The sequence below is a fragment of the Microcoleus sp. BR0-C5 genome, assembly GCF_036705045.1.
Classification (GTDB): Bacteria; Cyanobacteriota; Cyanobacteriia; order Cyanobacteriales; family Microcoleaceae; genus Microcoleus.
The window spans coordinates 71,795-97,597 of the sequence record NZ_JAUBTR010000010.1; the positions used below are offsets into that span (position 1 = coordinate 71,795).

Consider the following 25,803-nt stretch of genomic DNA (forward strand, 5'->3'; position numbering starts at 1 on the left):
ATCGCTAACAAATTCTGAGATACTTGTAAATAAGTGCAAAGGCGTGCTGGTATTTATACCTAAAATTTGCTTTGATGAGGCAGCTTAGATACAGCAAAATGTAAATTTTCATTAAGAAATGTAGACAAAAGTTGCCTTACCTCGTAATCTAACTTTGTTGACAAGCTTGTACAAATTTCTCTAAAAGAACAAAAGGAGTAAGTCTAATGTTTGGTTTTATCAAAAATTTCTTCGGCGGTATTTTCGGCTTTTTCGGCAGACTGTTGGGCTTGAAAAAGTCTGAATATTTCCTAGATTTGGGCGAATCGGGAGCGAAGGAACCAGCAAAAGTTGCGCCTGCGAAGGCTGATCCTGTGGCGCTCGCACCGGCAAAAGTTGAGTCTATTAAGTCTGAGAAGTCTGAGAAGTCTGAACCGGCTAAGAAGGCTAAGGTAGAGAAAAAGTCGAAGAAAGAAAACGAACCAGTCGCTAGCGTTCCTGCTAATACTCCAGAACCAGTGAAGGTAGCAGCAGCGGCAGCAACTAACGGCAAAGTGCCGAGTCAAGCTGAACCGAATAGGACTTTTGCTCCTAATAATTTAATGCCGACACCAACTGGAAGTCGTCGGAGCCCTGGCCCCAGCATGAACAATTTCCGGGAAATGGCTCGTCAGGTGAAAACGAAGTAGGAAATTGGGAATTGATAATAGGGAATTGGGCATGGGATAATTCCCAATGCTGACGTTAACAATTTAAAAATGGGATGCCTCATTTTTAATTTTAACTATTTGTTCTATTCCCTATTTTCTGGGTTTCTGAGGAAGGCTAATCCACTGTATAGCTGAAAAGCTGAGTCCCAAGGAGTTTCGGATTTGCGCTCGACTTCTATATGAGATTCGATCTTGCTCAACATATTAGTGTAATCGAGCACTGTCTCGGCAAAGGGCGTAAATTCTGACCAAACAGTAACGTCAAGCTGGCGATCGAATATTTCCAATAAGTGATTCCAGTTAATTCTGGTGGTACTTTGAGGAATTTGTTGAGAGTTTTTGACTCTGGATATTTTGTTTTTCTGGTTCGGTGAAGTGGGGATATCGGCAGAAGCTTTGGTGAAGTTAACTCCTTGTTGAAATTCGTAACTTTGGTCGCAAATTCGCAGAATGCAGTTTCTGCTGGGAATGTGTAAGTCACAGATTTGAGCGTAATCTTGCCGGATTTCTCTATGGCGAAATTGATCCTTTCTTCGGTTGGGGGAGTAGTCCATGACTTCGATGAACATCGGCAACAAGCCTTCTACTCTTTGGGTAACTTCTGACCAGCTAAACTCGATCGCACCGAGTCGTGAGAGTTTATCTTTGCAAACAACGGCTGGGGAAGATAGAGACTGGAAGTGCTGCACTCGGAAGATTTGGATTTTTTGAATATCGCTTAGGGTTGCCCAAAATACGGGAATGCCGGCGTTGAGGAGTTCTTGACCATAAATTCGGAGTTCGGCAATGGGGCCTGTTTTGTAGAGTCTCCAGCCGCGGCTTTGGATTTGCATCCGGGTGGTGTAGGCGTCGATTTTAAAGATTCTGCTGATATTTTGAATGGCGGCGGGTTTGTTTTCGGGACTCACGGGTTCGAGGATGAGGAGTCCTGGTTCGAGGTTGCTGGGGTCGTTTTTGGCGGTTTCTATGGCTTGTTGGCGGAGGTTTTGTTGTGCGGTTTCAATCCGTTGAATAGCTTGGCGGGTCTGGGAGACGATTTTGGGGTTGGTGATGTCGCGGAGTATTTGTTTGTAGGTTGTTTGGGCTTTTTCGAGGTTGTTGGTGAGTTCGTAGTAGCGGGCGATATAGTATTGTACCCACGGATTTTCGGGGGATTCTTTTTGTAGTTGTTTGATGAGTTGGGCAGCTTGTTTGTAGTCTTTACCCTCTAGGGCGGCGGCTATTTGGTTGATGTCTGTCATGGCAGTTGCGGGAATGGCGTTGTTTCTATCTTGGCTGATGTTTGGTTGGTTCCGCCACTGGTTAACAATTTGGGCTTCTGTGTTAAGTTATAGATATGATATGAAACTATGACAATCATTAAAAAATACGTGTCAAAATTGTAAAAAATGATTTTGAGCTTTCACAACACGCCGTAAACTAAAGCATAGTTCGCCGTATCAGCGTACAAGAACTCCGGGAAGCAATAATGGCTGGTGAAGTTATCGAAGAGTATCCCGATGACAAATATGGCCCAAGCTGTTTGATTTTCGGTTTGACCATTGCCAATAGACCTTTGCACGTTCAGTGCAGTTATCCATCTCGTCCTTTGGTAAAAATCATTACTTTATACGAACCCGATCCAAAAATTTGGATGGATTTTAATTTAAGGATAAATCAAAATGAACAATGATATTTGGCAAGAAAAAATGGTGGAAGAAAAAGTAAGTTATACCCTGGAAATCAATGGGAAGTTTATTATCATTGAAAACGTTCCTGCGAGAGTGTGTGTGGAAACGGGAGAGCGTTTTTTTTCACCTGAAACTGTGGAACAGTTGCAGAAGATGATTTGGGAAGAGAGAAAGCCTATTAGGGTTATTGAAACACCTGTTTTTGAGTTTGCTTAGCACTTGCTTTAAATTGAGTTAAAGCTGATTGGAATTAACGCTTAATGTGTAAGTACCTTTGCTTGTGCGATCGCCTCCTTTAACAACTATTTTATAAGTGCCGTTACTAGGCAATTTTACGGTGAGTTGAGATTCTCGGCGATTCTGGGAGTTGCCTGTTTTTTCGGCAATATTTTTGCCGCTGGTGTCGAACAGTGTTATGTTGTGGTCGAATGCTCTGCTTTTGATGTCGATCGTCATAGATTGACCTGCCCGTCCTTGAAAGGTGTGTTCGCTGGGTTCGCCGCCGTCTTTGAGGGTTCCCCGCTGCTGTAGGATGGAAAGGGAGGTGAGTTTTGGGCGATCGACATTGCTCAATTCTAAGCCGTAATTGGTCATGGGTACATCGAGGCCATTTCCTTCTCTGACTACGATTATAAAAGCTGTTTTGTTGTTGGCGTCTCGGACTATTTTGTCAATAAATTGGGATTGTATTTGTTTTGCTGTTAGAGGTTTAGGTTGGTTGAAGTTGGGTTCTGAGGTACAGAAAAGCACGGCTCCGTCTAGATAGCGGGCGGCGTAGAACCAGTAGTTTTGACCGTTAGTTGTAAATTCGTTTCTGCTAAAAATAGTGAATCTTTCAAGTTGCGGTAATTGCTGGTTGCGCTGGCAATTTTTATCGATGTATATTTCGTTAGCTGATGGCTGTCGCTGGGCAAAAACTGCTGGGACGATGGTGATTAAAATTGCTGAGATGAGAGTGAGGGTGAGGGTGAGGGTGAAGGGCGATCGGCTTTTCATAAATACTTGTTTCTCTTTATTGTTGTCAGGTATTGTACGCTGTACTTCCTATTTTATCTCTGTTTTAAATACTTTTCTAATTCCGCAGTGCGCTGTTTAGTCATGCGATCCAAACATTCATTGAGGAAACCTCGATAACCGGTACCGCCACGATTTTTATAAACTTCAAATTCACAGGTTTTATCTCTTAACTGAATCCACCCTAATTGTGCTTCCGTAAGAAGTGAGCGCTCTTCGTCGCTCAATGAGGAAGTTAGTTGTTTATAAACCTCGTTAAGTCGTTTATCCGAGGCTTCGTAATTCAACCGAATACAAGCTCTGACTTGCACATCTCCTTGGGGGCGATCGCAATTAATCTGTTGAGCAATGGGAAAGCTCGGAGATTGTGCAGAAACTGATGTTGTACCGAAAATTGCCAAAAGTGCGTGAAGCGAAGCTATCCCGTAGGGAATCGGCCAAAAGAGCGATCGACCTTTTCTCAACTCTATTTTCATGACTCGTCAACCCATTTATCTGATAATTCCTCTTAACACGAGACAGAGTTGATTTGATTAATTTAAGTATTGTTTTATATTTACTGAATTAAAACGCCCTTTTTTTATCAGATTGCAAAAGTGTCTTTGACTGCTGCATCTACTGCCACCATATCCGACAAAATACCAATTTTGTGATCGATTTCAACTTCTAGAAGCGTCACAAGATTGTCTGTCATAATTACCGAGTCAGCTAGCAATCCCGTTTGCGGCCCGGACGGTGTTGCTAGGAAAACAAAAACCCGGCTTGGGTGTCCTGAACGGGCTAAGTTGCTAGTAATCATTGCCGTAATTGTTTGCCCTAAACCAGTCCCCAGATTATTAGCTTGAACTATCAAAGCTGGACGGCGTTTCGCAGTACGCAAATCCGAGCTGGGGAACAAAACCAAAACCACATCACCGCGACTATAAGGCATCGTAAGCATCCATCTCCGGTAGTTCCCAATCAGGAGCAAATCTACTCAACCGAACCCGTAAATCTGCTGCTTGTTCCTGGTTGATACCGCGAGATTGCAAGTTTACTAACCCTACTTTTGGCATAAAAGTAACAATAACTTGCGCTTCTTCTATGTCGGCGGGCATTTCCAATAACTCAATTTTGCCATTTCGGTATATCCCCTCTACTGACTGTAACATAATTACTCCTATGATAATTATCTATTTACATTTTAGCTGCGATCACCAAACCCATCAAGTCTCCGATCGGCTTGGTGGATATTAGCACTTCTCAAAAGCCGCGCCAACTAAAGATAAAGCCACAATCGGAGCTGTCACCGCTCTCAGAATTCTACTGCCCAAAGAAACACCTTCAAAACCAAATTCGATCGCCCTTTTCACCTCACCCTCAGTCCATCCACCCTCCGGCCCAACAGCAATCACAATCGATAATTCTCCCCCAGCCGGGGGCGGGCACGGGGGCACCGCCCCTACAAAGGGGGGCTCGAAACTACCAATCAAACAATCCCACAAATGCCGATTGTCGCCGCGAGCCACACAAATATATCGATATTTTTGACCGCAATCTTTCACAGCAACATCAAACGAAACAGGCTCTAAAATCGTCGGCACAAATTGACGTTCCGACTGTTCCGCCGCCTCCGCAGCAATTCTTTTCCACCGATCGACTTTTTGATCGCTTGGTTTGAGCAAAGTTCGATCGCTCGTTACGGGCACAATACTTGCCACACCCAACTCCGTCGCCTGTCTCACAACCTCGTCAAAGGCGTTTCCCTTGGGCAATGCCGCCATCAAAGTCACTTCCACTGGTAGCTCCCTGTTTACAGCAATTTCCTCTGCTATCGAGGCAAATAACCCGGTTTCCCGTGCTTCTAGGACTGCTAACCACCAATGTCCCCGCCCGTCCATTGCAATAAATCGATCGCCCGCTTGCAAACGTAGCACTCGATTTAAATAATGCTGTTGTTCCCTAGTTAAGTCGATTTGGCGATCGCAAATTTGAGCTGCTGTAATTGCTAATCTTTGTAATTGAGGCATTGAATTTGGGATTGTTCGTTTTCTATTAGAGATTTTTTTTATTTAACCGCAGAGAACGCAGAGAACGCAGAGGAAGAGAGAATGAGAGGAGATAGGCAGGCGGGGTTTCAACTGTTCAAAAAACAATAAAGGCAAAGCATCTACAACCCGATTTATGTTAAAAATCCAAGTTTTTTTCTGCAAATGCTCTGCCCTTATTTTATTTTTGCGTGAGGTCTATTTGATGAGAGCAAAAATCGACAATCGAAAATCGGCTTATGCTTCCTCCTTAATCTTCTTTAAATAAGTGGAAATCGCCTCTGTAGCTAGCTGCGTGATCGGCTTGCCCTGACGGGCTGCTTCTTCCTTGAGCTCGTTGTAGATTTCATCGCGGACGCTAATTCGACGGCGGACTTTGCCGCCGCCAGCAGTGGCCGTCTCGTTTTCATCGCCGTTACTAGACGTAACTTCTAATTCATTAATCTCAGTTGTCATCGAGTCAGCAGATTGGTAGTTGGTTACAAATTGACGGATAGATTCTAACCCGACGCGATCGCAAAAATTGCCAAAACTCTCGCTCAGTTGCCGTTTTTGCTTGAAATAAACAAAAATCGGCTCCAGAAAAGCTTCAAAATCCTTGACGTGCAGCTTTTCCTCAATTGGTTTTGCCAGCCGCGTTTGGTCGGGAGAACCGCCCAGCCAAATCTGGTAGGATTCCGGCGAACTCCCGACAAACCCCAATTCTGCCATATAAGGGCGGGCGCATCCATTTGGGCAACCAGTCATCCGCACCACCAAATGCTCGTCTGCCAAGCCAACTTTGGTCAAAAGTGCGCGAATTCGCTCTAAAATGCTCGGCATCACGCGCTCCGATTCGGTAATCGCCAGCCCGCAAGTCGGCATTGCCGGACACGCCATCCCATAGCGCACTAAGGGGTCGATCGCAGTTTCTCGCTGAATGCCGCATCGATCGAGTATTCCCTGAATTTCTTGTTTGATCTCCGGCGAAACATCGTAAATCAGCACGTTTTGGTGCGGCGTCGCCAGTACCGGCAAGTTGTACTTCTGCACAATTTCCCGCAAAGCAGTTTTTAGCTGAAATGAACCTTCATCCTTGATCCGGCCATTATCCACAGAAATGCCGACAAACAGTTTACCGTCTCCTTGTTCGTGCCAGCCCAAGAAATCAAAATACTTCCACTCAGGCAGGGGTTTAAAGGCTTCTAGCGGCTTGCCAAAATATTCGGCTACTTTTTCGCGGAACCACTGTACACCTTTGTCGTTAATCAGGTACTTCAGTCGCGCGTGCCGTCTGTCTGTGCGATCGCCGTAATCTCTTTGGGTTGCTACAATTGCCTTGACCAAATCGTAAACATCATCCTTGGCAACATAGCAAATCTCATCCGCAACCCGCGCAAAAGTCTCTTCTTTATTGTGAGTACGGCCCAAGCCTCCGCCAGCAAACACGTCAAAACCTTGCAATTCGCCAGCTTTATTCGTAATTACCACCAAGCTCAAATCCTGAGAGTACAAGTCAATTGAATTGTCTCCCGGCACGGTAACAGAGCATTTGAACTTGCGCGGCATATAATGGCTGCCGTAAATCGGTTCTTCTTTGTCGTCGCTAAAGATTGTGCCGTTGCCGTTTTTCTGTCTCGCGGCCTTCACTGCGGGGTCTTCCTCGGCCGAAACAGCTTTTTCGCCGTCCAACCAAATTTCGTAATAAGCACCGGTTTGCGGCGTTAGCAAATCGGCGACATTGTTGGCGTATTGCAGCGCATACTTGTATTCTGGGCGATTTTTGTACGGTGCTGGCGGTGCCATGATGTTGCGGTTCAAGTCGCCGCAAGCTCCCAAGGTTGACCCCATATTTTTAATAATTGAGGAAAACACTACTTTAAGATTTTTTTTCAACACGCCGTGAAGTTGGAAACCTTGGCGCGTTGTGACGCGGATCGTGTGGTTGCCGTATTCTTCAGATAGCTTGTCTAAGGCTAGGTATAATTGCGGCGGAGTGAACCCGCCGGGATTGCGGGTGCGGAGCATGAACTGATAGTCTTTTTCTTGTCCTTTAACTCGATTGTCGCGGTTGTCTTGCTGGTACGAGCCGTGAAATTTGAGAATCTGAATCCCTTCTTCGGTGAAGTGGGTAGTTTCTTGTAACAGTTCAGTCGCAACGGGTTCTCGTAAATAGTTGCTGCGTTCTTTGAGACCTTCTGATTTAGAGGGCTTGCGCGCAACTGGGGTTGAAGTGGAAGATGTGATCATGGGAATGTATAGTGCCAGTTATAATTAGATACAGCCGATCGAATATTTCTTGACAATTTGACACTTGACAAATTTGCACTTGACAAATCTCCTCAGAAATGCTGTGTCGGATCTGTTGACAACTCGGTTAACAACTAAGTTAACAAGTAAGTTAATAACGGTAATCCGCTAGGAATTCTGATGGTGCTTAATTGTAACACGATCGAGCCGGGGCTGAAAAATTGTAATTAAGAGTTTATACTTTGGTTCGCTTAAGTGTACGAAACTTTAGAAATAATTAACCTCAACCTTTGAAACTATGTCACTGTATGACGAAGACACGTTTGTGGTCTTAGAAACAAACCAGCCAGAGCAGTTTTTGACGGCGGCGGAACTGTTAGAAAAGCTGAAAGCCGTGTTAACCGAGGAACACGAAGATTTGCCGCAGGACGTGCATAAAATATCTGGCGTGGAAGCTCAAGCCAAGTATTTGATTGATACTTATTGTGAATTAGATGTCGGGCCGGGAAAATTTTTGCAGTGGTATGCAGTGCGCTTGGAAAAGTAATTTTGGGAATGCGGAACTGCGAATTGGGTACTTATACTGAGCGTAGTCGAAGTATCGGGCATCGGAAATTCGGAATTGGTAACAGTGAGCACTTAACAGTCAACAATTCTTCAATTCTTCAATCCAAAATCCAAAATCCAAAATCCAACATCCAAAATCTAAAATCTAAAATCGGTTAATCTTCTAACTGTTGAACCGATGATACTTCAACTGCGGTAACATCGATCGTACCGGGCGGTGTCAAGCGACTAAAATGACCTTCCTCTATTTTCAGAGGTTCACCGCAGTTGGCACATTGAAATTGAGTTTGATTTAAAGCTGTAAATTCGTATTGACAAACTGGACACTTGTCCTGAATTAAATTGCGTTTCAGCCACCACTGAAGCGCGAAAAATGCGACCACAGGCGTCAGCAACAAAAAAGCTACTAAAATCAACACTGATTTAACTATCCAACCCAAACCAATTGACACCAACAAATACGCGATGCCCAGCAGTATCAACCAATTGCTAATACGGGGTAGCTTTAAAGAAATTTTGGGGGTGCCTTGGTTCACGGTGGTCTCCTTGGGTGTCTTTGCAGGTAGGCATAACTCTATCCTACTCAGAAATTCAGGCGGTCGATCGAGTTAATTTTCCCATTGTACACCCAGAAACCGCTCTCTACGGCATAAGTTTATCTGAGTCAGAGGGTTGAAAAATTCCTAGTAAGGATTGACAAAGGGATTCAAAACTAAATCTTGCGAGGGTTTGTTCCCTCAACCAGCGGCGATCGCACCTTTTATCCTCTCCTCGCAGCATTTCCACACAAGCAACCGCTACTGCTGCTGAATCTCGGTGGGGAACTCGCCATCCCAGTTTACCATCTTGCAGCGGATCGGCTGACCCGTCCGCGTCTCCCGCCAGCACGGGTACTCCGCAAGCCAGCGCTTCCAAATAAACTATACCGAACCCTTCCTGGGAGGGCATTACATAAGCATCGGCTAACTGGTAATGGGCTGCTAAATTTTCTGTCGGCACAAAACCCGCAAATATTACTCTTTCGGTAACTCCCAAATCATCAGCCAGTTTGGCTAATCTAGATCGATCGTCTCCGCGTCCAATAACTAAGTATTTCACATTCGGAAAAGTTTTGGCTATTTGCGGCAAAGCTTGAATTGTGACATCAACGCCTTTGTAACTATCTGTCGATCGCAATCTGGCTACAGTCATCAATATTTTAGCACCAACCAAATTGTACTGCTCTAATAAATCCTGTGGCTTCGGCCCAGTGGTAAATATATTTTCATCTACAGTACAAGGTACTATGTGGAATTTTTCGGGATTTAAGTTGTTAATTTCGCAAGTACGCGCGGCGAAGCTATCCCGTAGGGAATCGCGCGTGTACCTGCTAATAGTCCAAATACTGTCAGCTTGTCTGATTGCTGTTTGATATTTGGGCCCCAGCGGTTCCCACACTTCCTTGCCGTAAGTTAAAATTGTGTAGGGAATTCCCAAGGGTTGGCACAGAATTTGAATCAGCGGTGCGAGTTTGATGTGACCGCAAAAAACCCGTTCCGGTCGTTTTTGCAGCAACCGAGTTAGTAATATTGTAGCAAACTTAAGACGACCCAAACCGGGATTATCGGTTTTGAGGTAATAAAATTTCAGATTTTTTGACTCGTAAGGATTGTTGCAGTCTGGGGAATCTCGCAATAGTAAAACTTCAGCTTGCGACGGCGAGTTTGTCCTTGCGGTTATTGACACGTAAGCTTTGAAAAAGTCTTTAACGTAGGATTGAATGCCGCCTTCGCTGGCAAATATTTCTAGGAAACAGAATAGGTGATTTGTCGATCGCATCTCAGATTTAGGCATTGACCGCCCAGACAATTATTGCAGTATAGTGATTTTGCCAAAAAGGGCGATCGCCATTGTCCAGAGCTTTTAAACCATGTCAAGATCACTGTAGTTGCAGGTTTTACAGCCCAATATTCGACTTATCTACTCTCACCTTTGGCTTTGAGCGACTATCTGCTTTTTAACTAGGGCTTTTTAACTAGCGGCATGGGTGAGCGCGAAGCTTTGCTTTCAGTTTACTATGATCTACCGTTATTAACTGTAAACTTAATGATTTTTTACAATATCCTACCCCAAGCAAAATTTAACATTTATTGAGTTCGTGGGGGGCATCCGACCAGACTGAGGATTACCAGAGCGATGTCGATCGAGGAGATCGTCTCTTTAGTTTTTGGTAAAAGTATGGTCTATCCAAAGATAGATATCGAGCCAGTATTGAACTGTTATCATCAGCAACATAGAGAGTTAAATTCAATATGACTCGGCCAGGTTTTAAAAGCAATTTCTGAAAGATTTTGTCGAAAATAATCTCTTAAAACTTTCTCATACATAAAAAAATAATGCTCACAAAGCATTTAAAATAATCCCAATCGTTGATTTTTTTGGGCATCAAGGAGAGAGATTGAATCTTGATATCTTTTCCGTTACCCAAAGTAGTATAGCGAGCCGAGCGAGAAAGTTTTACGAGCAGAAAATAAACACGATCTCGTACAATCATGTACAAAGAAAAGCCGCTCACCTAAAACATTAGGTATTCGAGCTTAAACCTAACAAAAGCTAATGTTAGGTTGGCAACGTCATATTTACGAGCGACTCTCTCCAAACGAGAATTCATTGGAGTTTGAGGTGAAACGAGTAACGATCGCACTCAGTCTTTTTAGTCTAGTCAGCAGCACTCTGGCAAGTTGCACCGCAGCTTCCCAGAACGCTCAAAACAGCACGCAAAAAAGCAACTCCGAACTTTCATCAGTTGCTGTAGCAGTCCGTGACCTCGGCAATCCATTCTTCGTACAAGTTGGCAAGGGCGCTGAGGCCGCAGCCAAGAAAATCGGCGGTGCAAACGTGAGGACAACTCTCGTTTCCAGCGGCGACGATTTAAATCAGCAATTTAATCAAATCGAAAACTTTATTGCCTCTAATGTCAGCATGATTGTACTCAATGCTGCTGACACCAAAGGCATTGCCCCGGCTGTCGAAAAAGCCAAGCAAGCCGGAATTCCGATAATTGCAGTTGATACAGCCGCCGAGGGAGGCGTTGATGCCACAGTTACTTCAAATAACGTGCAAGCTGGCGAAGTAAGCTGTCAATATATAGCCGATCGCTTGCAAGGAAAAGGCAGCGTTGTGATTATCAACGGGCCTCCCGTCGCTTCAGTGGTCGAGCGAGTTCAGGGGTGCCAGAGTGTCTTCTCCAAATATCCCGATCTCAAAGTTCTTTCCAAAGATCAGAACGCAGAAGGTAGCCGCGATGGCGGGTTGAGAGTGATGAGCGATTTGCTTACTTCCTTCCCAAAAATTGATGCTGTTTTTGCAATTAATGACCCCTGTGCCATTGGTGCAGAATTAGCAGCCAAACAGGCACAAAGGAGCGAGTTCTTTATTGTGGGAGTCGATGGTGCACCTGAAGCTTTAGATGCACTCAAGCAGAACAACAGTTTATTTGTGGCTACAGCAGCTCAAGATCCATTTCGCATGGCAGCCAAAGCCGTTGAAGTCGGGAACGACATTCGGAAAGGAAAAAAGCCAGCCAATCCAAACATTCTGATTCCAGTCGCGTTGATTACTCGCGAAAACGTCAATCAACATAAAGGCTGGACAAGCGAGTGACCATTAGTGTCAACTTAAGACTAAAACCCTGGAGTAATCCCGTTTTTCACCGAGTCTAGATCCCCCTAAATCCCCCTTAAGAAGGGGGACTTTGAAAAGAATCTTATCCCCCCCTTAAGAAGGGGGGCTAGGGGGGATCTAAGTTTAATAGTCAAGCAGATTTCCCTACGGTATTTACGATGGTAAATAGCACTCAAGATTCAATTAAAACTAAGCCCGTACTAGAAATGCAAGGTATTACAAAAACCTTTCACGGTTTTACAGCCTTGCACGATGTAAATATCACCGTTTACCCAGGCGAAGTCCACGCCCTCATGGGGGAAAACGGTGCGGGCAAAAGTACGCTGATGAAAATTCTGGCGGGAGCCTACATAGCTGATGCAGGCGAAATCAGAATTGAAGGTCAAGCTGTTAAGATGACAGACCCCGGTCAAGCCAGAGATTTAGGGATAGCCATTATTTATCAAGAACTCAATCTCGCCCCCAATTTGACAGTTGCTGAAAACATTTTTATGGGCAGCGAGCTGAAGAAAGGAGGTACATTTTTAGACCAAGATGAAATGCGACGTAGGGCCGCTGAGGTATTAACAAACCTCGACGCAAGTTTTGATGCTGGAGACCTGGTTTCCACACTTTCAATTGCAGAACAGCAGCAAGTGGAAATAGCTAGGGCGCTCAAAGATAAAAGCAGAATTTTAGTGATGGACGAGCCGACTGCTGCGCTTTCTGACCGCGAAACAGATAAGCTTTTTGAAGTGGTTCGCCGCTTGCGGAATGAGGGCATTGCTATTATTTATATCAGCCACCGGATGGAAGAGATTTATGCCCTTGCCGATCGCGTGAGCGTCATCCGAGATGGCGGGTATATTGGCTCTCTTGAAAAGCACGAAATTTCTGCCAATCGCTTGGTGGAAATGATGGTGGGTCGTTCTTTACAGGATTTGTACGAAAACAAGCATCAAATAACACGGGGTGCTGTTGTTCTTGAGGTAACAAATTTAAGCGACGGCCGCAAAGTAAAGCCTGCCACTTTTCAACTTCATGCGGGCGAAATTCTTGGTTTAGCGGGTTTAGTTGGCGCTGGCAGAACAGAACTTGCCCGCCTGATTTTTGGTGCCGATCGAAAGACAAGCGGTGAAATCAAACTCGAAAATCATCCTCTCAATGTCTCAACACCCAATGAAGCAATGGCCGCCGGAATTGCTTACGTGCCCGAAGATCGCAAGGCTCTCGGACTATTTCTGGAGGCAACTTCGGGTGAAAATATCACCATGAATGTCCTCGATCGAGAAGCAAAAGCTGGCATTATTAACTCAAATTTTCTGTTGAAAATTGTCAATGATGCTATTAATAATTTGCAGATTCGCCTTGCAAGTCCGAGCATCAGGGCAATGGATCTTTCTGGGGGGAACCAGCAGAAGTTGCTGCTAGCGCGTTGGTTGGCTATCAACCCAAAGGTACTTTTGTTAGATGAACCAACGCGAGGAGTTGACATTGGCGCAAAAAGCGAAATTTATCGAATTATTAGCGATTTGGCAGCCAAGGGTGTAGGTATTTTAATGATTTCCAGCGAACTGCCGGAAATTGTGGGAATGAGCGATCGCGTCTTAGTAATGCGAGCAGGAAGCCTCGTCGGTGAAGTAGGCGGATCGACTGGGGAAAAAATTACGCAAGAGAACATTATGGCTTATGCCACCGGGGCAACAGAGGTAAAAAAATCATGAGTCAAACAGAAGTAAAAAGCACCAGAAATCAATCAAGCGATCGCCAAAAAGCCAGTAAAGCTCAAGCTTGGAGAAATTTTATCCAAGTGGCCGGCATCCTGCCGATTTTGGTTGGGATCTGTATAATTTTTTCCCTGGTAACGCCTAACTTTCTTTCATTAGGAAATTTGATCAATGTCATTCGGCAAGCATCGATCAATATTGTCCTTGCTACCGGCATGACTTTTGTGATTTTGACGGGCGGGATTGACCTTTCTGTTGGGTCAATTTTGGGCGTGACGGCAGTTGTCGGGGTGCTGGTTTCCTTAGTTCCAGGTCTCGGTTGGTTTGCCGTACCCGCCGCGTTAATAGCGGGAGTCTGCTTGGGATTGCTTAACGGCTCGCTAATTGCCTATTTAGGTTTGCCTCCGTTCATTGTAACTCTTGGTTCTTACACTGCTTTGCGGGGAGTTGCTTATTTAGTAGCTAACGGCACTACAGTTATCAATAGAAATCTGAATTTCGCTTGGATAGGTAACAGCTATGTTGGCCCTATTCCCTGGTTAGTTATTATCGCTTTTCTCGCAGTTTTAGCAAGTTGGTTTGTCTTGCGGCGGACTGTTCTGGGGAGACATATTTACGCCGTGGGAGGTAACATCCGGGCCGCACGATTGACAGGTATTAAGGTGAGTCGGGTGCTGTTATTTGTCTATGGCGTGAGTGGGTTGCTTTCTGGTTTAGGTGGAATTATGAGCGCCTCGCGCCTCTACAGTGCGACGGGGATGTTGGGGCAAGGCTACGAATTAGATGCGATCGCTGCTGTAATTTTGGGAGGAACGAGTTTCACAGGTGGAATTGGCACTATTTGGGGTACTTTGCTCGGGGCTTTAATTATTGCCCTGCTCAACAATGGACTAACTCTCATGAATGTGTCTTTCTTCTGGCAGTTAGTTGTCAAAGGTCTGGTGATAATTATTGCAGTGACGATTGACAAAGTTCGCACAGGTTCAAGTGCTGCGTAAAGGTATTGCTAATTCGGTGTATCGGTTCCTGATCCGGAGCTTTTTCCTATGCAAATCCAGCATTTTTTTCACCTAATTACTGCTTTTATACTGGGAACACCTGGTGTATTTCTACTAACATCATTCCCAAGTTTTGCTGCACCAACTGATAGCTCAGTTGCTCCTGAACCGTTAAATCCCTTGGCAGAAGACCCCTTCGCGCAGGTAAATTCTGTATCTCAACTCTCGGATGTAAAACCTACTGACTGGGCGTTTCAGGCGCTGCAATCTTTAGTAGAACGCTACGGCTGTATTGCCGGTTATCCTGACGGCACCTACAGAGGAAACCGCGCCATGACGCGGTACGAATTTGCAGCAGGATTGAATAGCTGTCTCGATCGAGTCAGCGAACTAATTGCCACAGGAACAACCAACCTGATTACTCGGGAAGATTTAGCGATCGTCCAAAAGCTGCAAGCAGAATTTGCAACTGAATTATCGGTGTTGCGGGGTCGAGTCGATGCTCTCGATGCACGCACAGCCGAACTAGAAGCGAATCAGTTCTCGACTACGACGAAGCTGAATGCGGAAATTATCGTGGTGGTAACAGATACCTCCGGTAACAGTGTTGGGGATTCGCGCGATCGCACCAACACTATTATGGCCAACCGGGGGCGATTAAATTTTGAAACCAGTTTCACCGGTCGCGATATGCTGAGAACCCGTTTGGAATTCGGCAACTTGGGCAGGATTGCCGACAATACGGGTACAAATATGACGGCCTTGAACTTTGATGGCAATGTCGATAACACAATCACCGTCCCTCACGTATTGTATGTCACCCCGCTGACCTCTAATCTCTCGCTGACCGTGGGCCCGACAGGTGTTGGGTATTCCGATATTACCGATTTGCTGACTCCTCCAACCATCGCTAGCGATAGTGAGGGAATTCCCTCGAAGTTCGGACAATACAGTCCCCTCTACCGCCGGGGAGGTGGGGGTGCGGCTGTCAACTGGACGATCGTCAAAAACCTCACCCTGACTGTAGGCTATATAGCAGGAAATCCCAATCTCTCGCAGCAAAGTAACGGTTTATTCAACGGTTCCTACAACGCTCTGGTTCAGCTTGCCTACCGGGGCGATCGCGGAGCAATTGGCGTAGCCTATTCTCGTACCTTTGCACCCAGCGGTAAAGCCGACCTCACAGGCGGTACGGGCAGTTTTCTGGCAGCGCGACCGTTTGGGGACAATATTGCTACATCCAGCGATTCTGTAGCCGTACAAGGATTCTACCGCCTTGCTCCCCGCTTCCAAGTTCACGGTTGGGGCGTTTATACTCGCGCCAATGCAGAAAATTCTGGTGTTAGCAGCGTTTCTGATGGTAGAGGTGGCGTGGTTTTGTTGAATGTTGACGGCGACGATCGCGCTGATATTGTGTATGCAGCGATCGGGATAAGTTTCCCAGATGTTGGAGGTGAAGGCAACCTACCGGGGATTTTGGTGGGTTTGCCAGGTCGCGTGACGAGCAGTAATGTGCGCCGCGAGCGAGATACTTCCTATCACATTGAAGCGTTCTATCGCTTTCAGGTCAACGACAACATTTCGATCACCCCTGGTGTTTGGGCCGTTGTTAATCCTGAGAATGACAGCCGCAACGACACTCAATGGGTTTGGTTGGTTCGCACTGGCTTTAACTTTTAACCGAAAAGATATTTTAGGACTTACTCACCTAGTCCGGGACGCAAAAACCCGGTTTCTTAACGTAATTGCCGGATTTGAGACGACAATCGCGAGAAACCGGGTTTTTTAGACTGATAGTGCGTCCAGGACTTAAATTCCATGCCAAAAAAAAACCCGGCCATTGCTGGCTGGGGTAGAAAATTATCAGGGTGCATCTACTAATATTTGCAAGTATAGCAGACATTTGTGGGGTGTCACCCTTCATGGGTGATACCCAACGGTTATTTTAGATCAGAATAAGTTATGATTGAATGCGCCAATCATTGACAAAGCTTCTGTATCATCTCGTTCTGTCCCAGCCGATCTAACATATAAGATTTAGAATAAATCTGTGCTAGACCTCAAATTAATCCGAGAAAACCCGCAAGCCGTACAAGAAAGCCTCAACCTGCGCGGAGGCAACTATGAAATCGAGCCGATCGTGCAGTTAGACAAACAGCAGCGGGAGTTGGAAGGGAAGCGATCGCAACTGCAAGCCCGCAGCAACGAAATTGCCAAACTCATCGGTCAAAAAAGAAAATCGGGTTTACCCCTCGAATCTCCCGAAGTTCAGGAACTCCAAGCAGAAGGCAACGCAGTCGGCACCGAGTCGAACGAACTGCAAGCACAGGAAAAAGACCTAAAAGCTCAAATAGAAGCTCTATTATTGCCGCTGCCGAACTTGCCCGACAAGTCAACGCCGATCGGCAAAAATGAAGAGGAAAACGTAGAAATCCGGCGCTGGGGAGACGAATACATTCCCCAAAATTCCGGTATTTTACCGCACTGGGAAATCGGCGAAAAATTAGGAATTATCAACTTTGAACGGGCAGTAAAAATCGCTCAGCCCCGCTTTGTCAGCTTAATGGGAGCCGGGGCAGCCCTGGAAAGAGCGATAATTCAATTTATGCTAGACCGCCACACAAAAGCAGGTTATGTAGAAGTAATTCCCCCATTTTTAGTTAATACTGAATCCCTCACAGCTACGGGTCAATTACCCAAATTTGCTGAAGAAAGTTTCAAGTGCGACCAAGATGATTTGTGGCTGATTCCTACTTCCGAAGTTCCGGTGGTCAATTTGTACAGAGGTGAAATATTAACAGCAGAACAGTTGCCAATTTATCACTGTTCTTATACTCCGTGCTTTCGCCGCGAAGCTGGCAGTTACGGCAAAGATACGCGGGGATTAATTCGATTGCACCAATTTAATAAAGTTGAATTGGTAAAACTTGTGCATCCGAGTACCTCCGAGGCAGAGCACGAAAAGTTAGTGCAGGATGCTGAGGGAGTTTTGCAGGCGCTGAAATTGCCTTATCGGGCGATCGCACTGTGTACCGGCGACTTAGGTTTCGCGGCCGCCAAAACCTACGATTTAGAGGTGTGGCTGCCATCTGCGGGCAAATACCGCGAGATTTCCAGTTGTTCCAACGTCGCAGATTTTCAGGCGCGGCGGGCAAATATTCGCTTTAAAGAAGCGGGTAAAAAAGGCACTCAATTCGTTCACGCGCTGAACGGTTCCGGTTTAGCTGTGGGCCGGACAATGGCGGCAATTTTGGAGAATTACCAGCAGCCAGACGGAACTTTAAAAGTGCCGGAAGCCTTACAACCCTATTTGGGGCGGGAAGTTTTATAGACAAGATGATTCGGCGATTAACTGGTTCCCCAGGCTCTGCCTGGGAACCGATGTCGAGAGGCTCTGCCTCGCTTGCTTGCGAAAATTGGAGGCAGAGCCTCTGGATCTGCGTTACCAGGAAGAGCCTGGTAACGAGTAGAACTATTGTGGTGTAGGCATCCTGCCTGCCATTGATGGGCTATTTACCAGATGTCTATTACAGTTTGAGCAACGCTTCTTTGATATTTAATGCTAAAAATCTATCCAATGCTAGATACATCCAGTAAACAGATAACTGACTATCACTGCTAGTCTTATGAAATCCCAAAGCCAGGGACTGTTTTTCGTACATGGGGTGAATCATCAGGGTGTACAAGTCGCAAAGATTTGGAAAATCTGTTTGCATTTCGCCTAAGACTTTTTGTGCGTCTTCGAGAAAAGCAATGCGGTATTCTGACAAATACTGCGGATCGATCATCCAACTGCGGACAAATACTGACTGGCAATTTATATCTCCTGGTAGCGCCATCTTGAAAGGATCGATATCGGAAATAGAACTTAAATGAAGCCCTTTACTAGCAGCATTAAAAAAATTTACTTCTGATTCGCTAGCTGTGGGATAAAGTAAGTAAAACCCGACTGGATTGAGATTATCTGAGCGGCGCAAAACTCGCATTCCTTTTGAGTAGTGACTGGCAAAAAGCCGGAGTATTTTAGCAATTTTGTGGGGAACAGTGTTAGTGTTGCGGTTCATCCAGTTGTAATTGGTGGCTAATAAATTGGCAACGGGAATCGCGTCGCACCGAGGGTTGAAATCATCTAATTGGAGTTGTACAGGCTTTTGAGGTTCGGCGGTTTCTAAAATTTCTGAAACTGGTTGAATTTGAATTGCCGTAGTGTTACCGTCAAAGTGTTTTGCGATTAATCCGAGTGCTGCTAATTTATCTAACATCATTCCGGCGGCGCGATCGCTCCCGCGATCGGAATCGCAGTAAAATAGTTCGGCGGCTTCCCGGTGAGTGCACTGCACTTCTGTTGCGGGTACTTCCAGTTTCGCCAGCGGTGGTTTGAGACGGGGTTGGCTTTCCTGAAGCTGTTTCACCGATAAGTAAACCCAAAGCCTGATAAAGCATTCAGCCCTAGTGCGGGTTACGCCTACTCGTTTCATCAACAGCGAAACAGCCGTGCGGCGTTGAGAAGGAGAATACCAAGTATCTAGTTTTGCAATATCCATTTCAGTCGGGAAGCTGCGAAGGAACTCTAGTTACATATTGGCTCAATTACATAAAACTTCACCCCGCTTCGGGTTATTTGTTGCCGCTGTTGCTTAACTTGCCTGATTTCCCGCGAGTCTACAAGATAGCTGGTTCCTCCTTGCAAGTTCACAAATCGCAAAGCACAATCAATTTTAGATATTTTATGACCCGACTAAATTAGCAACTTTAGAGGTTTACGTCATGTACAGTTCTGATACCAATTTAATATGAAGCTGCATAGAATAAAGCTTCAAAAATGAAAGTGTAAGAAGATAGCGAACTGCGACAGTTCAGGTGTGATTTGTTGCAGAAAAAGATTAAGTCGTTCATGCAATTCCACAAGTGTCAGAAACACTTATCCCTGGAATTGTTGTTGGATAAATTGCCACACCCGTTCAATGGAACCCTTGTTCGGGGCTATGGGCTGGTTGACAAACCGGAATCAAGTTATCAGGCTACCGAGCGTGCGCTGGTCACATGAGCACCAGCCCGATCGAGTTGAATCAGGGTTCTTGGAGCCTCTATCGGTATTTGTAACTGCAAACAGAGATGAGGAATGTTTAAAAGTATGGTGCTACTTATGTAGGGTGCAACCTAAGAACCTTACGACTATTTAATGACTACCAACAATCTAGATAAACCCGCCCCCACACAACGAATAATCTACATCAACGCTGTCTGTGAACGAATCGAAAAAATGTACATTTGGATTGTTCGCCTTGTGAGGGCGGGTTTGTCAGATTATTCGTTTCCGACATAGATGGTTGGTAAAACCCGCCCCTACGCAATCTGAAATTATAGTTGATTTTTCAGGTATAAAATTAATATGAAAACTCAAGCGGCTGCTAGCTGTGCTTGTTCTGCTGCTTGGGGCAAAGTCTGATTTACCACAATCCACTTGCCTGTAATTGGGTCGCGGTAAGTAATAAACGGATTAGATTTTAAAGGTTGACTGCAAGGTTTAGCGGCCATTTCTACACACTCCCAATAAATGGTATTGAATAACTACTACAACACCATACCTTTAATAATCGGCTGTTTTGCCTAAAATCAGCGTGATTTATACCTCAACAATAGGTGATATTTTAGGTATGCTTGGGTGACATAGAACACTGCCTAATGTGATTCAAAACTGCCTTGGCAGTGAGCAGTATCACCAAAAATCTTCCGTAACAAACATCTGTCTTCTGGCTTTTACCTTCTACCTTTAAGATGGCCAGTATTTTCAGTATACATCTGATATTATTAAGTAAGGTAAAGACGTTTATCAGAGATCCCCTCACAAACTTATGGTGCTATTTGGATTTGGCAAAAAGTCAAGCCTGCCCTCTCCTCAAGAGGCATTACCGGGACGGGCAGAGTCGATGTCGGTACCGACAACTCACTTTGTTAACGGCAATCCGCTCAAACCTCCCTTTCCAAACGGCATGGAGACTGCCTTGTTTGGCCTCGGCTGTTTTTGGGGAGCGGAACGCAAATTTTGGCAGCAAAATGGAGTTTTTTCGACGGCTGTTGGCTACGCGGCCGGGATTACTCCGAATCCTACTTACAACGAAGTTTGCAGCGGGATGACGGGACATAATGAAGTAGTTCTGGTTGTGTTCGATCCGAAAGTAATTAGTTACGAAACGCTGCTCAAAGTTTTTTGGGAAAGTCACAATCCTACTCAAGGAATGCGTCAGGGCAATGATTCGGGTACTCAGTATCGATCGGGCATTTACACGTATTCAGCCAGCCAAATGCAGCTAGCTGAATCTTCGCGCGATGCTTACCAGCAGGCTTTGACGGCGGCCGGTTACGGCAAGATTACTACTGAAATTATTGATGCTCCTGAGTTTTATCACGCAGAAAGCTATCATCAGCAGTATCTTGCTAAAAACCCGAACGGTTATTGCGGTTTGGGCGGTACTAAGGTTTGTTTGCCTGCTATGTCTCAGGCTTAAAACTTGATCCCGATTGATGGATAGGGACATAATCATGTTCGTTGGTGTCAATTTAATGTCAAACGTATTGCAGATTTGCTGTGTGACGATTAAGGCATGATCCCCCCTAGCCCCCCTTCTTAAGGGGGGGACAAGAAGTTATCAAAGTCCCCCTTCTTAAGGGGGATTTAGGGGGATAATGCCTTGCATGAAAGCTGGATTTCTCAGGCTTCAGACTTGATTTGACACTGATGAACACTACAACATTGGGCTAGAATTCCGCCACAAAACGCGGAATATGTTATTAGTTAAAAATAGGTAAGAAATGCTGACGGCTGTTGTAATTATCAATTTAATGATATCTCTGGTCTGTTTTTATATAGCTGCGAGAGTGTGGAAAATCAGGCGGACGATCGCACGTTTGGAACTTCGGATCGCAGCAATCGAACGCTGTAGCAGCAATGTCCTCAGTATGTCGCCGGATTTCCTTGGTAAAAGGCAGCAAGGTACCCGCCAACTGCGACGACGTTATCAACAACTAGAATTGCAACTGCAACAGGTTCAGCAACTTTTGGGATTGCTGGGTTTGGGACGGATGCTTTGGCCCAGGCGCGATCGACGTTTGAGGTAAGCTATCCTAAAACTGCCGCCCGTGCTGACTCCGTAGGATTTTCAACAATATTTCTACCTTTGTAAAGGGCTGCGATCGGGCAAACGCCCCTAAAATTGGTGTATGGAGAGAAGTTATAAAAATGTCAACTAAACGTTCAGGATTCTTTATTGGCGGTTTGCTTGTGGGTTCTGCGATCGGGGCCGTGACTGGCTTGCTGATGGCACCGCGACCGGGCAAGGAGACGCGGCAGATATTGAAAAAATCGGCCGATGCTTTGCCGGAGTTGGCGGAAGATTTATCGACTAGCGTGCAGTTGCAGGCCGATCGACTTTCTGAAACTGCAATCCGAAATTGGGACGAAACTTTGATTAGACTCAAAGAGGCGATCGCGGCAGGTTTGGAAGCGACTCAGCGGGAACGCCAAACCCTGTCGGAAGCTGAAACTGAAGTGAGTCCCCCGTCGCGGCCTCCCATCCGCTAAATGACATGAAATCCCAAACCCCAAATCCGAGATTCAAGTGAGTGATCCCATATTCTGGCTAGGACTTTCGATTTTGCTAGTGGCAGTTAGCCTGACTGCTGTTTTAGTGACTTTAATACCTGCGGTGCAAGCGCTGGCCAGGGCGGCCCGCAGCGTGGAAAAGCTCGCTGACACGCTTTCTCGCGAGTTTCCGCCCACTTTGGAGGCGATTCGGTTGACGGGGCTGGAAATTAGCGAGTTGACGGATGATGTCAGCGAGGGAGTACAAAGTGCGGGCGAGGTTGTCAAACAGGTCGATCGAAGTATTGGTAGCGCCAAAAAGCAGGCGCAAAACGTGCAGGTAACAACTCGCAGCGTGGTGACTGGGGTTATGGCTGCTTGGAAAACTTTAACTCGGAAGCCGCCGATTTCTGCGGGAAGGGGTCGATCGACCGATCGATTGTCGCCCAGTCAAAGAAGTGCGATTTCGCTGAGGGATTCGGGTTTGGAGGATAGGTATTCTGGGGTTTACGGTGCGGGTGCGACTAATGGCGAATCGCCCAGGTTCAGGGGTAGCGAGGGTTCTGGTTTACCGGGGGATGCTGAAGAGTTTGAGGAAGTGTCGAAGGATTCTTGATTGCACCCAATTCCCGATCATCCCTCAACAGCACACCCATCCCACCAGCAAGGATTCTTATCAATAAAATCCATCAAAGCATCATACTTAGGCGAACCCTTTTGTTCCACATATTCCAAAGCCCCCCAACTTCCCCACTTACTAAATCTACCCACATCCACAAAGTGCATGAAAAGACTGCCTCCAGCTTGTTTCCAACTATTCAGTAATTGGGTGTACATATCATACATTTCTGGGCGTCTATTTAATTCCATAAAAAACTTGGTCAGTTTTTCGTTATTCTCCACTCCGCCCGTACCTACAATATGTTGACCGCCCTCGTAAACAAATAACTTGAGACCTTTTTTTTGAGCCACATCTAAGTAATACTTAAAATCATTATCAACATCTGGCAAACTATCTTTGAATCCAGCAAGTAACCCGCCCTCTTTTAATTGCTTAAAAGCTTTGCCAAAGCCACCATCTGCGTCATTCAACCAAGACTCTACAGTGCTAACACTTTCTTTCCCGCCCAAGTTTCCGCTAAAATATCCAGCTATGGCTACGGCATCAATGCCATGTTGATAACAAGGTTTATTGCCCTCTGCTACCCAATAGGGACAATCTAAAGCATAATTTCCTAACTCTCTCCAGGCTCTTTGAGTCCCCAACACGCAGACAACTCGATTTTTTTGCTCCCCAAAAACGCCTTTCCAGATATCGCACATTTGAGCAGTACGCATTCCGTGCCATTGCATAAAAGCATCGCCTTTATCTCCCCACTTAGCTTTACCTTGTTTCAAAGCATAATGCGATTGTGGAAATGACCAATTCCAAACCTCATTAGAATACTCTACATTAACTTTTAGCTTTGGATCTAAACTATCTTTTACCATTTTAGCAAAGTTAGTCATATATTCATCCGTAGCCTGATGCGGCATATTAAACCAGGGTTCTTCTTGGACTTTGTTAGATAAATTCACCATAACTTCTATGGGAACATTTCCTCGGTAAGAATAGGATACACTCTCTGGTTTAGGTCGGTTTGACCATTCTTTTTGTTCTGAACTATTTGTCGCCATCCAGTCCATAAAACGCAAAACTCTAAATTTTTTAATCTTGTCTATAAACAGCGGGTTAAATATTTCACCACTTTGATAAAGCTGTTCATCTTGGGAGTGAACAACTTTAATATTGCGGATATAGTTCCCTGTTTTCTTGGGATCTGTAGCAGTAATTATAATCATGATGCCTCCGCCTTGCGTGGCATCTACATTAATAATATCCCTCCCAGGTTTCGACGCAGCCTCATCTTTTTTGGCATCAAAGCTATATTCGATCGCACCTTCACCCTCATAACTAACAATATATTGCCCTGAAGGATAGCGATTGGGGATTTCCCTAAGTAATAGGGTACTTACCCTAGTATATTTAGGAGCATCTTCGGGCGATGGCAGAGACTTCACCCACCCATTTTCATCAAGGTTTAAAAGATTATACTCCTCTGTATCCCATTCACCTTTACAGTTTGGTTGTCCGCTGACGCATTGAGTTATCCATTTTCTAGAAGATTTGAAAGCATCTAAAAAGGGTAATTGTGTGGAGTAGTCAGCAATACCACTAAGCCCAATTCCTAAAGAAGAGCGAGAATTTGATGTATTTTGTACATCTGCCCGCACAGCTACTTTGTTATCTACTTGCCGTGCTGCTGTGGGAGCAATATTAGTTGTTAAAGCCCAACATCCGGGAATAAAAATGACAAAAATTAATAAACCCAGCACAAAGCCCAGAGCTTTTTTGTTCGATCTGATACTTAATCGAGACATAAATTTGATTAATTTGATTGTTTTAGGTAAAATCGAAGCGGGTGAGGCAGTTTTAATTTTGATATTTTATCAAAAAGTTCCTTCTCAAACTATCAGCTATAAGATTATTAACATTTTGGCCTCTCGGTGGAGGGGCGAGATCCCTTTGTGTCCCCAAGTGCGATCGGCCATCTAATCGTTTTTATCCAAGTCTTCTTTTTTCTGAGTTTCTGAAGTTGAGGGGAATTCTAGTCGAATGTTAATATCAATTGATACTGTACTTTCTTTAAAACCTATATTAACTATTTTTACTAATGCTTCTGTAGGTACAGAGTTATTTATTTTAAATTCAGGAGAAGACTGAGTTTTATATCCGGCTTCCTGTAGCCGATCGCAAATATTGCGCCAATTTCCTACAGGTTCGTTAGGTACATCTGCGAGTTTTTTAACATATTGGTATAAAGTCTTACATAAATAAACCTCTGCACTTTTGGAACTCTGAAACAGTTGGCGGGCGATTTCGGCGGGACTGCAACCGGAAAGCAATCCTCGGAGGTAGAGTTTTTCTGTTTCTGTTAGTCCCCTGCGCGATCGGGGTGAGATTTGCCGTTTAGCTTCTGCAAAAGCTTGGTAAAGTCTTTCTAAGTCCCAGTGTTTCGCGGCTTCGGCAAATAAATCTTCCTTTGGTACCATTGTCGGGTGTGTTGAGATGTGGCTAACGATAGCATAACCGAATTTGCTAACGTTTGTTAGTTGTGTGCTAGCTTTACTTACTGTATTGTTATATACATCAGGCCTAGTTGAGTTTGTTGAAGCGGTGAAACGCCGAGTAGAAATACTCAGAGTCAGTAATGGGCGCGATCGTTTTTGACAAGAAATCATTTATTTAATACAAGAAAACACGCGGCAAGTCTCTGTACTTGTCCCGATTCAACACGAGGAAATAACGTGTCTAATTTTTTTACGCCTGAATTTAATAACGAATTTTCGCTTGTTTGTCGCTGTTGCTTGTAGTTATAATCTTCATCGTAGTCAATAGTACCGAGCAATTCCAATATTTTTAGTTGCTCGCGACGTTGAATGTACTCGCGTAAAGCCGCTTCAATTAATGTATTAGGTGTTGGATGATTACTCAAATCAAGGGCTTCTTGAAGAAGAGTTTTGTCAATTTCGAGCGTAGTTACCATATATTTTCCTCATGCAAGTAGGGTATGACGCAATTGTCACCGAACAATGCTGTATTTTTAGTGTAACACTG

27 protein-coding genes are annotated in these 25,803 nt (G+C 45.0%); 13 read left to right on the forward strand and 14 right to left on the reverse strand.

What is annotated here, in order from left to right; translation table 11 throughout:
* The first annotated feature begins 206 nt into the window (after positions 1-206).
* On the forward strand, positions 207-668 hold the full coding sequence (locus QUB08_RS07060; RefSeq protein ID WP_333224081.1) for a hypothetical protein: 462 nt from the start codon (positions 207-209) through the stop codon (positions 666-668).
* A gap of 104 nt (positions 669-772) precedes the next feature.
* Here the strand turns inward: QUB08_RS07060 and QUB08_RS07065 are convergent, their stop codons facing one another.
* Positions 773-1,930 carry a tetratricopeptide repeat protein gene (locus QUB08_RS07065; protein WP_333224082.1) on the reverse strand — a complete coding sequence of 386 codons (1,158 nt, stop codon included), beginning with the start codon at positions 1,928-1,930 and terminating at the stop codon, positions 773-775.
* Positions 1,931-2,127: 197 nt separating this feature from the next.
* Here QUB08_RS07065 and QUB08_RS07070 point away from each other — a divergent pair, with 197 nt between their 5' ends.
* Together QUB08_RS07070 and QUB08_RS07075 are read left to right on the forward strand one after the other, a co-directional pair.
* Complete coding sequence (locus tag QUB08_RS07070) at positions 2,128-2,361, forward strand: DUF4258 domain-containing protein (protein ID WP_333224143.1); 234 nt, start codon at positions 2,128-2,130, stop codon at positions 2,359-2,361.
* Positions 2,351-2,575 carry a YgiT-type zinc finger protein gene (locus QUB08_RS07075; protein WP_333224083.1) on the forward strand — a complete coding sequence of 75 codons (225 nt, stop codon included), beginning with the start codon at positions 2,351-2,353 and terminating at the stop codon, positions 2,573-2,575. Before QUB08_RS07070 ends, QUB08_RS07075 begins: the two co-directional genes overlap by 11 nt.
* Before the next feature lie 18 nt (positions 2,576-2,593).
* On the opposite strand, the gene QUB08_RS07080 is transcribed toward QUB08_RS07075, so the two are convergent.
* The 6 genes from QUB08_RS07080 to sir all read right to left on the reverse strand — a co-directional run bounded on the left by QUB08_RS07080 (position 2,594) and on the right by sir (position 7,629).
* Complete coding sequence (locus tag QUB08_RS07080) at positions 2,594-3,355, reverse strand: PPC domain-containing protein (RefSeq protein WP_333224084.1); 762 nt, start codon at positions 3,353-3,355, stop codon at positions 2,594-2,596.
* Between the two features lie 53 nt (positions 3,356-3,408).
* Complete coding sequence (locus tag QUB08_RS07085; RefSeq protein WP_333224085.1) at positions 3,409-3,849, reverse strand: lysozyme inhibitor LprI family protein; 441 nt, start codon at positions 3,847-3,849, stop codon at positions 3,409-3,411.
* Between the two features lie 107 nt (positions 3,850-3,956).
* Positions 3,957-4,304, reverse strand: a complete 348-nt coding sequence (locus QUB08_RS07090; protein ID WP_333224086.1) for a type II toxin-antitoxin system PemK/MazF family toxin — start codon at positions 4,302-4,304, stop codon at positions 3,957-3,959.
* On the reverse strand, positions 4,294-4,524 hold the full coding sequence (locus tag QUB08_RS07095; RefSeq protein ID WP_333147873.1) for a hypothetical protein: 231 nt from the start codon (positions 4,522-4,524) through the stop codon (positions 4,294-4,296). The genes QUB08_RS07090 and QUB08_RS07095 overlap by 11 nt, the downstream gene beginning before the upstream one ends.
* Positions 4,525-4,605: 81 nt before the next feature.
* Positions 4,606-5,382 (reverse strand): 16S rRNA (uracil(1498)-N(3))-methyltransferase, encoded by a 777-nt coding sequence (locus QUB08_RS07100; RefSeq protein ID WP_333224087.1) that lies wholly within the window; start codon positions 5,380-5,382, stop codon positions 4,606-4,608.
* A 255-nt stretch (positions 5,383-5,637) separates the two neighbouring features.
* Entirely contained in the window at positions 5,638-7,629 is a 1,992-nt protein-coding gene (gene sir / locus QUB08_RS07105; protein WP_333224088.1) for a sulfite reductase, ferredoxin dependent, read from the reverse strand.
* Positions 7,630-7,927: 298 nt separating this feature from the next.
* Between sir and QUB08_RS07110 the strand changes: the two genes are divergently transcribed.
* Complete coding sequence (locus QUB08_RS07110; protein ID WP_333224089.1) at positions 7,928-8,176, forward strand: chlororespiratory reduction protein 7; 249 nt, start codon at positions 7,928-7,930, stop codon at positions 8,174-8,176.
* 175 nt (positions 8,177-8,351) lie between these two features.
* Here the strand turns inward: QUB08_RS07110 and QUB08_RS07115 are convergent, their stop codons facing one another.
* Together QUB08_RS07115 and QUB08_RS07120 are read right to left on the reverse strand one after the other, a co-directional pair.
* Positions 8,352-8,732: a hypothetical protein gene (locus tag QUB08_RS07115; protein ID WP_333224090.1), complete on the reverse strand. Its 381-nt coding sequence runs from the start codon at positions 8,730-8,732 to the stop codon at positions 8,352-8,354.
* Positions 8,733-8,838: 106 nt separating this feature from the next.
* Positions 8,839-10,029, reverse strand: coding sequence for a glycosyltransferase family 4 protein (locus QUB08_RS07120; protein WP_333224091.1), 1,191 nt, complete (start codon positions 10,027-10,029; stop codon positions 8,839-8,841).
* Positions 10,030-10,791: 762 nt separating this feature from the next.
* Between QUB08_RS07120 and QUB08_RS07125 the strand changes: the two genes are divergently transcribed.
* From QUB08_RS07125 to serS, 5 genes are all read left to right on the forward strand, one after another.
* On the forward strand, positions 10,792-11,838 hold the full coding sequence (locus QUB08_RS07125; RefSeq protein ID WP_333224092.1) for an ABC transporter substrate-binding protein: 1,047 nt from the start codon (positions 10,792-10,794) through the stop codon (positions 11,836-11,838).
* A gap of 179 nt (positions 11,839-12,017) precedes the next feature.
* Complete coding sequence (locus QUB08_RS07130; RefSeq protein WP_333224093.1) at positions 12,018-13,562, forward strand: sugar ABC transporter ATP-binding protein; 1,545 nt, start codon at positions 12,018-12,020, stop codon at positions 13,560-13,562.
* Positions 13,559-14,563: an ABC transporter permease subunit gene (locus QUB08_RS07135; RefSeq protein WP_333224094.1), complete on the forward strand. Its 1,005-nt coding sequence runs from the start codon at positions 13,559-13,561 to the stop codon at positions 14,561-14,563. The genes QUB08_RS07130 and QUB08_RS07135 overlap by 4 nt, the downstream gene beginning before the upstream one ends.
* Positions 14,564-14,611: 48 nt before the next feature.
* Entirely contained in the window at positions 14,612-16,243 is a 1,632-nt protein-coding gene (locus tag QUB08_RS07140; RefSeq protein WP_333224095.1) for an iron uptake porin, read from the forward strand.
* Positions 16,244-16,613: 370 nt separating this feature from the next.
* Positions 16,614-17,894 carry a serine--tRNA ligase gene (serS, locus tag QUB08_RS07145; RefSeq protein ID WP_333224096.1) on the forward strand — a complete coding sequence of 427 codons (1,281 nt, stop codon included), beginning with the start codon at positions 16,614-16,616 and terminating at the stop codon, positions 17,892-17,894.
* Between the two features lie 196 nt (positions 17,895-18,090).
* Here the strand turns inward: serS and QUB08_RS07150 are convergent, their stop codons facing one another.
* Both QUB08_RS07150 and QUB08_RS07155 read right to left on the reverse strand, forming a co-directional pair.
* Positions 18,091-19,107 (reverse strand): hypothetical protein, encoded by a 1,017-nt coding sequence (locus tag QUB08_RS07150; protein ID WP_333224097.1) that lies wholly within the window; start codon positions 19,105-19,107, stop codon positions 18,091-18,093.
* Positions 19,108-19,963: 856 nt separating this feature from the next.
* On the reverse strand, positions 19,964-20,101 hold the full coding sequence (locus QUB08_RS07155) for a hypothetical protein (protein ID WP_190663661.1): 138 nt from the start codon (positions 20,099-20,101) through the stop codon (positions 19,964-19,966).
* Between the two features lie 317 nt (positions 20,102-20,418).
* On the opposite strand from QUB08_RS07155, the gene msrA reads away from it, so the two are divergent.
* The 4 genes from msrA to QUB08_RS07175 all read left to right on the forward strand — a co-directional run bounded on the left by msrA (position 20,419) and on the right by QUB08_RS07175 (position 22,761).
* Entirely contained in the window at positions 20,419-21,072 is a 654-nt protein-coding gene (msrA, locus tag QUB08_RS07160; RefSeq protein WP_333224098.1) for a peptide-methionine (S)-S-oxide reductase MsrA, read from the forward strand.
* Between the two features lie 304 nt (positions 21,073-21,376).
* On the forward strand, positions 21,377-21,682 hold the full coding sequence (locus tag QUB08_RS07165; RefSeq protein ID WP_333224099.1) for a hypothetical protein: 306 nt from the start codon (positions 21,377-21,379) through the stop codon (positions 21,680-21,682).
* A 121-nt stretch (positions 21,683-21,803) separates the two neighbouring features.
* Entirely contained in the window at positions 21,804-22,145 is a 342-nt protein-coding gene (locus QUB08_RS07170; protein WP_333210522.1) for a YtxH domain-containing protein, read from the forward strand.
* A gap of 37 nt (positions 22,146-22,182) precedes the next feature.
* Positions 22,183-22,761: a DUF948 domain-containing protein gene (locus QUB08_RS07175; protein WP_333224100.1), complete on the forward strand. Its 579-nt coding sequence runs from the start codon at positions 22,183-22,185 to the stop codon at positions 22,759-22,761.
* 17 nt (positions 22,762-22,778) lie between these two features.
* Here the strand turns inward: QUB08_RS07175 and QUB08_RS07180 are convergent, their stop codons facing one another.
* The 3 genes from QUB08_RS07180 to QUB08_RS07190 all read right to left on the reverse strand — a co-directional run bounded on the left by QUB08_RS07180 (position 22,779) and on the right by QUB08_RS07190 (position 25,732).
* Positions 22,779-24,566: a cellulose-binding protein gene (locus QUB08_RS07180; protein WP_333224101.1), complete on the reverse strand. Its 1,788-nt coding sequence runs from the start codon at positions 24,564-24,566 to the stop codon at positions 22,779-22,781.
* Positions 24,567-24,737: 171 nt separating this feature from the next.
* Positions 24,738-25,238 carry a DNA-binding response regulator gene (locus QUB08_RS07185; protein ID WP_333224102.1) on the reverse strand — a complete coding sequence of 167 codons (501 nt, stop codon included), beginning with the start codon at positions 25,236-25,238 and terminating at the stop codon, positions 24,738-24,740.
* 185 nt (positions 25,239-25,423) lie between these two features.
* Positions 25,424-25,732, reverse strand: coding sequence for a type II toxin-antitoxin system VapB family antitoxin (locus tag QUB08_RS07190; protein WP_333224103.1), 309 nt, complete (start codon positions 25,730-25,732; stop codon positions 25,424-25,426).
* Positions 25,733-25,803: the final 71 nt, after the last annotated feature.